This window comes from Deltaproteobacteria bacterium (genome assembly GCA_023382265.1).
In the GTDB taxonomy this organism is placed as follows: domain Bacteria; phylum JAMCPX01; class JAMCPX01; order JAMCPX01; family JAMCPX01; genus JAMCPX01.
Window position 1 is genome coordinate 1 of the sequence record JAMCPX010000051.1, and the last position, 8,126, is coordinate 8,126.

8 protein-coding genes are annotated in these 8,126 nt (G+C 39.0%); all 8 read left to right on the top strand.

Annotated elements, in window-relative coordinates; all coding sequences use genetic code 11:
• On the top strand, nt 1-301 hold a 301-nt coding region (locus M1381_09225; protein MCL4479259.1), incomplete at its 5' end, for a hypothetical protein.
• A 172-nt stretch (nt 302-473) separates the two neighbouring features.
• Nucleotides 474-914, top strand: coding sequence for a hypothetical protein (locus M1381_09230; protein ID MCL4479260.1), 441 nt, complete (start codon nt 474-476; stop codon nt 912-914).
• 78 nt (nt 915-992) lie between these two features.
• Nucleotides 993-1,736 (top strand): hypothetical protein, encoded by a 744-nt coding sequence (locus tag M1381_09235; GenBank protein ID MCL4479261.1) that lies wholly within the window; start codon nt 993-995, stop codon nt 1,734-1,736.
• Between the two features lie 179 nt (nt 1,737-1,915).
• Nucleotides 1,916-5,107, top strand: coding sequence for a transglutaminase (locus M1381_09240; GenBank protein ID MCL4479262.1), 3,192 nt, complete (start codon nt 1,916-1,918; stop codon nt 5,105-5,107).
• Nucleotides 5,108-5,109: 2 nt separating this feature from the next.
• Nucleotides 5,110-5,916, top strand: a complete 807-nt coding sequence (locus M1381_09245) for a hypothetical protein (protein ID MCL4479263.1) — start codon at nt 5,110-5,112, stop codon at nt 5,914-5,916.
• Between the two features lie 34 nt (nt 5,917-5,950).
• A complete protein-coding gene (locus tag M1381_09250; protein MCL4479264.1) occupies nt 5,951-6,496 on the top strand; it encodes a hypothetical protein in 546 nt (181 codons plus the stop codon).
• Nucleotides 6,497-6,542: 46 nt separating this feature from the next.
• Nucleotides 6,543-7,148, top strand: a complete 606-nt coding sequence (locus tag M1381_09255; GenBank protein ID MCL4479265.1) for a hypothetical protein — start codon at nt 6,543-6,545, stop codon at nt 7,146-7,148.
• Nucleotides 7,112-8,095: a hypothetical protein gene (locus M1381_09260; protein MCL4479266.1), complete on the top strand. Its 984-nt coding sequence runs from the start codon at nt 7,112-7,114 to the stop codon at nt 8,093-8,095. The genes M1381_09255 and M1381_09260 overlap by 37 nt, the downstream gene beginning before the upstream one ends.
• The last annotated feature ends 31 nt before the right edge of the window (nt 8,096-8,126 follow it).

Consider the following 8,126-nt stretch of genomic DNA (forward strand, 5'->3'; position numbering starts at 1 on the left):
ACCTGTGCTTACTGCCGGAACACCGGTAAGTATAAGCTATCCAATAACAAGCGTACCTTCCACATTTACCACGACTACATTCACCTATATCTATAAAGAGGACGGCATTGGTCATGGCACTACCGAGATATTCATACCGCGGATGCATTTTCCCGATGGCTTCACCGTTAATACATCAGACGGTACAGTAACTTTTGATGCGGCAACCGGATTACTGAATTATGTGAAGGGTTCACTTACCACGCATACGATTGCTGTATCCCCGTGCAATCCTTCTCACTCTGCATGCATTGTTCCATAACCATAAAGATATGTTAACCCCAAAAATGCAATTTATGGATTGATGTTAGTTTATAAATTCAGTAATGTTTATTTTTTATCAACTATGCGTGTTATTTTTAACGCATGTATCCATTTTTTATAAATTTAAAAAATACTTGAAAATTTAAATAATGGTTAATCATCAACAGCATATGTTGCTTTTTCAACATAGAGCAAATGATATGAACCGTATTAAGGGCTTATTATTGTTAATACTATTGGCCGGCTTGATGTTTTCCGGCTGCGGTTCTGTACAGCAGCCGCAATCAAGTGACAGGACACCTGTAGGTATCTATGAAATCAATTATGATGCAAACATACAACAATTAAAAACCAAATCTATCGATGTAACACCGTCTCAAGCACTTCAAAATCAATCCGGTAAAGCAGATGTATTCCAGATAGGTAACGTCGTTTATAATGGTGCAACTATTACAGTTACGATATACATTACAAATATCTCGGCAAAACCATGGACTGGTGTTGAGATGCAAACATACCGTGTAAGAGGTGATCTAAACACAACAGCTTATGGCACAGACCTTGGGACCGGATGGGGTATAAATAACCCTGTTTTCGGTCCATGGGGATGAATTTTTACATCAGGCACTGTCGGTTCAACATTTACAATACCTGCTAATGGGCAATCAGCAAATACGGTTATGGGTTCAATGCAACATCAAACAACGGTTGCCACATACGGCAACCTTTACGTAGCTGTTTATAACACCAATAATTATATAGATAAAATTACTCCTGCAGGCGTGATATCAATATATTCAAGCAGTGGCAACGGCAGAAGAGCCGTTAAATATAATAATCCACTTGATGTTGCGTTTAATGCAACAGGGAAACTTTATGTGGCTAATTCCGGTAACAACATCCTGGTAGTGCCGGCAGGCGGAGGTAAGCCATCCGTTTTTGCAACAGTAGGCAGTGCACCGGACGCGGTTTATTTCGCAAATGCAGGACAATCATGGCCCCTGTATGTAACAGTCGGCGGAGATGGAACCGTATACGCCATTGCAAACAATGGTACTGCAACATTGTTTTCGTCAAGCTTTACAAACCCAACCGCTGTTGCAACAGATGCTTATGGCAATGTGTACGTTGGTGATTGCAATAGTGGAAGCGTATACATAATAAATTCTGCTGGTACGACTATAACAACTGTCACTTCTAATTTATCATGTCCCGCGAATATGAAGCTGGATGCATACGGAAATATCTATATTTTAGATGCCGGGACAAACACAATGTATAAATATGTTCCGGGTACATGCAAGACTGTTTTTATTTCTGGTACAGGCATTACAAATGCAAATGGCGGGTTTACTTTCAACGATACATCTTCTACACTTTATGTAAGCCAGGATTCACCGACAAATGCTGTAACAGCCATCTCTCTTAAATAATTATTTACTGTATTGTAGGGACGGGTTGTAAACCCGCCCCTTGTAGACAATCAATTACATCTCAACAACCTAACCTGCGGACGGCTCATGGAATGAGGATGCGTATTCAACAGCCCTTAAAACGATTTCTTGACTTTACACATGCCGTTCGTTAATTAATGCAAAAATACGGAGGGTTAATGAAGATCGGTTTTCATAAAGATGTTTTCAAACCTTCTTTGTTAAAGTCAACCGCTGTTTTCCTGATATTCGTATTTGCATGGACGAATCTCGGGATTTATCAGGTTGTATATGCAGCAACCGCCAATAGTGGCGAGCATCAAGTAGCGAGTAGCGAGAGAAATAACAACAGAGAATTTTCTGGATTTCCCCCTGATAAGGGGGATGCAAGGGGGTTAGAAACCCTCGTCACACGCATCCGGGAGCGGGCAGAGAAAATACAGAACAGAGTACAGAAGACAGAGGTCGGACAACAATCAACAGAAATTGAATCGGAGAAGGCAGGATTCCAAAAAGAGAAATCCGAGCTTGAGCAAGCAGATATAAACATCAGAGCTCAGTTCAAACAAACCGAGCAGCGAATAAAGGGTCTGCCGGCTGTAATTCAGCAAAGACAAAAAGCATTTGAAAGAAGGTACGAAAAGAACTTTGCAGTGCTCAAAGCAAATCTTGATTCAATAAATATTGCGAAGACAAATACTCAGTTCACGGCAAGGACAAGGAAGCTCAAGGTATTTCTTGATAAGATAAAACCACCTTCACGGCATATTAAATTCAACCCGAACAAACTACCGCATAGGATGGTTCACCCCGTTAGAAAATTGACCTTTACGAAATTGGAATCTCCGGATCAAGCAATAGCAAAATCAACCGCATCTTCTAACGGGGTAAAACCCGTGTGGAGAAGTCCGGGAAAGCTATATAGTGCCTCGTCATTCCTGCGAAAGCAGGAATCCAGAGAAACAAAAGACTGGATTCCGTATCAAGTACGGAATGACAGCAATAATAACATCGGAGATATTCCCCAGTCTGTCATTCCCGTGAAAACGGGAATCCAGAACCCCATCCAACTCGCCAGCCTGACAACCGACAATCTCTTATCGTCCGCACTTGTCCAAACAATCCTGCCCCCGACGGCCGCAGACCTAACATCCACAGTAGAAGTCCAGTTTACCCCTGCAATCCTCGCAAAGGCAAAAGAGCTTGGATACAACGCAGTAAACATTTACAACTGGGTCTATAACAACATAGAATACGTCCCAACTTATGGTTCAATTCAGGGTGCAGACATGTGCCTCCAGACCATGCAGTGCAACGACATGGACACAGCAAGCCTGCTTATTGCATTACTCCGCGCCTCCAACATTCCTGCCCGCTACGTTTATGGCACAATACAGTTACCCATAAATCAGATCATGAACTGGGTAGGCGGATTCACAGATGCAAAGTCAGCATTAGAGCTGATGGCTCAAGGCGGCATACCTATAACTGGTGAAGTGGCTGGCGGTAAGATAGTAGCGGCAAAGATTGAGCATGCATGGGTCGAAGCTTATGTGAATTACTTTCCATCAAGAGGAGCACGCAATGGTCCCGGCAATGAATGGATACCCCTGGATGCAAGCTATAAGCAGTATACCTATACACAAGGAATGAATATCACACAGGCAGTGCCGTTTGACGCCCAAAGCTTTATAAACCAGATTACCTCCACAGCTACAATAAATACACAACAAGGGTATGTAACAAACATTAATGCGGCATACATATCCCAGACCATAGCAAATTATCAGGCACAGGTAGCAAACTACATTTCTCAGACAAACCCCAATGCAACGGTAGGGGATGTAATCGGCAAGAAGACTATCATTCAGCAAAACTTTCCGTACTTACTTGGTACAATACCATATCAGGTATTAGCAAAAGGCTGGGAGGCTTCAGAAGTACCTGATAATTTGAGGTACAAGATATCATTCCAGATTACCAATCCACAAACCTTACAGACGGATATAAACTATACAGTAAGTTTGGCACAGATAGCAGGGAAAAGACTCACATTGAGCTATGTGCCTGCAACCAGTGCGGATGAAGCTGTAATAGAATCTTATATGCCAACAGGCAGTTCAATAACCATCAGTTCCCTCCCGACATCGTTACCAGCATATTTAATCAACATGGTACCACAATTGATGGTCGATGGGCAGGTAGTGGCTACAGGTAGCTCTATAGGACTTGGCAATGGTGAGACTCTTACGATGACCTTTACGGATGCCAATCAATATGCTGACACAACAGCAAAGAACCTTATTTCTGGAGAATATTATGGCATAGAGGTGGATGCTGGAGGTGTATCTCAGCAACAGCTCCTTGCATTAAAGGCAAAACTTACAACAACGCAAGCTAACCTTTCTGCACAGAATTTCACAGGTATGACGAAGGATGATATCTGGGGTGATATTCTTTATACCACGGCAGCAGCTTACTATGCTGAATACGACATGATGGATCAACTCCAAGCGAAAGCAAAGAATGTTGTAATAGCAAGAATTCCATCAGACATAATAACCTCTGTTGCTTTAAATGTACGATACATGTTTGGAGTACCAACCAGTGCAAGCATAGGTGGATTAAAGATGGATGTACAGAGGAACTTGGAGCTCACGCAAGCTACAGATGGGGATAGCAACAATGTTATTCAGTATATGTTTGCCTCTGGTTTAAACTCCTCATACTTAGAGGGTAAAGTTCCAGAACAGCTATTCTCAACGCCTACTAATCCTGTACAAGGCTTATCAGCAGTTAAAATCATACAAGTAGCAAATAACCAAGGGATACCTATCTACACAATAGATCAGTCTAACATTTCTACTGTCTTGCCGCAGCTCCAGTTAAGCTCTGATGTAATTTCAGATATACAGAATGCTGTAAATGCAGGTGAGATTGTTACTGTTCCCCAGAGAGAGATTAATTTCAACGGATGGACCGGCGTTGGATATATTATAATCGATCCAACAACCGGTGCAGGGGCGTATATGATTAGTGGGGGAATGAATGGAGCTTTTGTATATATACTCTGGTGGGTCGGGTATATAATTTTATTGATATTAAAGTATCTACCATACGCACTTATGATCACTGGGGTTGGTGCTGGAATAATTGGTGAATTAGAAGTTTTTATTGCGTCATTAACAACATTAGCCAATACAATTGCAGCAGGAGCAATATATCTTTATACTGCTTTAAGAATATTAATTAAAGTGGATTTCCCTGTATATGTAATGCCAATAGTACAGGCATGTATTAAGTATCCAACTAATTTGGTAAAGGAAATCTGTGGTGCTGTTCTGCTCTTATTACGGATTTTAAAACAATAAATATGCCTCCATTAAAAGAATATCCAAAAGTAAAATGGAATGAACCTATATACTGGTTGAAGATACTCGGTGTATTTCTTCTAATCGGTATGACTCAATTAATTACTTTTCTTTATCTAAACATACCATATATAATTCCTGTACCTTTAGTAATAGGAGTACTTTTGTTATTTGCTATTGATCAAAAGCAAAAGCTTTTATCTATATCTATAAATAGTATTATATCTATTATGAAAGATATCCTTAAACCTTTGATAGGTAGTGAATCAACAGATAAACATAGTTTCCCTATATGGAATCTTTATAGGAAAAAAATTAGAAAACTTACAATCTATCTCGCGATAATTACCTATTTACCAATTTTTTTTGTTTTGTTATTTAAATATTACAATTCAAATCTCCCATATCACATTGTGCTTTATAGTCTTTTACCTTTCTATTTTTCTTCACCATATATAGACTCCTTTTACATAAAAAAGTATTTGGAAAAGACAATAAACATAGATACCTCAATTTTATCAAATGCTGCCAAAAATATTCCACCTTTTAAAGTAGAGTGGCTAAAATTCAAAAGGAGAATGATCATAGATTGGATTATTACTGGGATACTAATTTTTGTTGATGCTATACTTTATTGGTTTCATATTGTAACTTTATTGGCTAATGGTTTATTTATATTTTTATTTGCGATATTATATCCCACCACCAGACTAACAATAGATTTGAATATACAGTTTAACCGCTTTTCTTCAGCACTTGAAAAAGCAGCCGCTGATCTTTTCATAGAGAAAGATGAAGAGGCTAAATGATTACATTCTTATTACTGTGTCATAAGGGGAAATTATGAATAAAAGATTGTTATTTATAACGGTCATCTTTTTATTATCTGCCTTTTCTGCTCATGCACAGTCTACTCTAATCAACGGCGGTCTTTCATGGCTGGGAACACAATCGAATCCCGATGGCTCGCTGGGCAACCTAACTTCCACAACTGATATTACCCGCACAACAATCACAGTCATAGATACATTACAGGTTTTGAATCAAACAAACACAACACTCTATTCCAATGCTATCTCATGGCTACAGAGCCAATCCCTGAGCACGACAGATTATCTTTCTGAGCGGATGTTTACACTTTTGTCAGGCGGTAGCGATGAAGGGTTGCTTGTATCGTATATAGACAATGCAAGCGGGGTATGGGGAGGCTATGAAGGTTACGGTATAAACAATCTCGACACCCTCCTCGCCCTTCAGGCCCTGAAGTCCGTGAACTACTCCAACTTCTCCACGATCAGCAACGCCCTTTCCTATCTTGTTATCAACCAGAACTCGGACGGCTCATGGAATGAGGATGCGTATTCAACAGCCCTTAAAACGATTTCTTGACTTTACACATGCTGTTCGTTAATTAATTCAAAAATACGGAGGGTTAATGAATCTCGTCTCTCGTATCGGTTTTTATACGGTAACAGTTTCAAAGACTCAGATAACCTACAATGGCTGGACTGGTGTTGGGTATATCATAATAGACCCATCAACAGGAGCCAGTGCCTTTGAAATATCAGGTGGATTAAGTGGAAGCGGGAATACGCAGAAGAGTGATCCATTGGTGGATTTTCTTAATGGTACATTTGACGGTTCATCTCTGGATATTTTTAGAGCAATTCTAAAGTTAGCATTGGTGTCAACTGATTTTATAACTAAAGCATTTAAGATAGCTGGCCCCATTGCTATGGTCATAACAGCTATTGAAACATATATGGAAATAATGAGTGAGACTAACAATAGATGGAAAGCCGCAGCCGCTGCGACTATTGACATTTTATTAGGTGTAATAGCAGGTGCTATTATAGGTATGATTCTTACTGCTGCATTTGAGTTGTCTGCAGCAATTATTACAATTTTAGTTGCAGTTAGTATCATACAGCTGTTTGAGAATCTATTATTATATGTAATTGTGAATGCTTTATTCTATTATAATCCTCTATTTAAATACTACGTATGGGAAAGATGGAGTCAGGGATATTCAACATGTTAAACAGAAAGATTAGTGTAAAACGTAGTTATCTTATATTAGTCTGGTTTGTAATATATTGTGCAAAAATGTTGATCGGCGGTTTTTGCCTCATTGATTTGCTCGCCTTTTTTATGGGTTATCCACTTCCTTTTCCCATATATAAGAGTGATGGAATATGGTTAACAATTACATTTTTATTTATTATTACAATATGGATGTTCTGGAATAAAGCTACATTTTCACAAAGAGATTTTATAAAGTTAACAAAATATATTGGTATAAGGTTTATTAAATGGAAATTCTTCCCAAGATGGTACGATGATCTATCGCACATTTATTCATATGGATTATTAGAGGACATTCATATAGCCACGATTATAGATTCACCCTCAAGTACGTTTTCTACAATTATCTATGGTAGCAGTAGCATGGAAAGGTATAAAAAATTAGAAAGTCAGTTATTTCATTCATTTCAAAATGAAACGACGACTCTAGAAATGAACAAAGACAATACTCCATTGCAACCATCAGGAGCATTTAAGAGTATCGAATGGGGCAAGACACTTGGCATGGAGTATCTGTACGAGGAAAGCCGAATAGAGCTATTTTCTTTAATCAAGGGGCCATTTAATGTGGATGTCAAAATAAAGATAGAAAATGATGAAAAGGATGTTCCAACAACCGATTGCCCAGAGATAGATAAAGCCATCAGAACTTTGCTAAGCGATGTTAAACATTTCCATGCACGGTTAATCTTTAATAAAGATTGTTTGAGAATGACCATTATTGGTGGCTCATGGGAAGGTGAGAGACTTAGAATTAAAATCATCAAAGGCTTCGAGATATTTCAGGCGATGAACAACGAATTAAAGAAGAAATATACTGTAGGGAGCTGGGATAATTGGGATGTGAGATGGGATAAGAAAGGAAATTTCTTTTACTTAGCACCAAAGGAAGGACAGGCATGATTAGAGCAAAAAGCTGTTTGTCATTATTTGC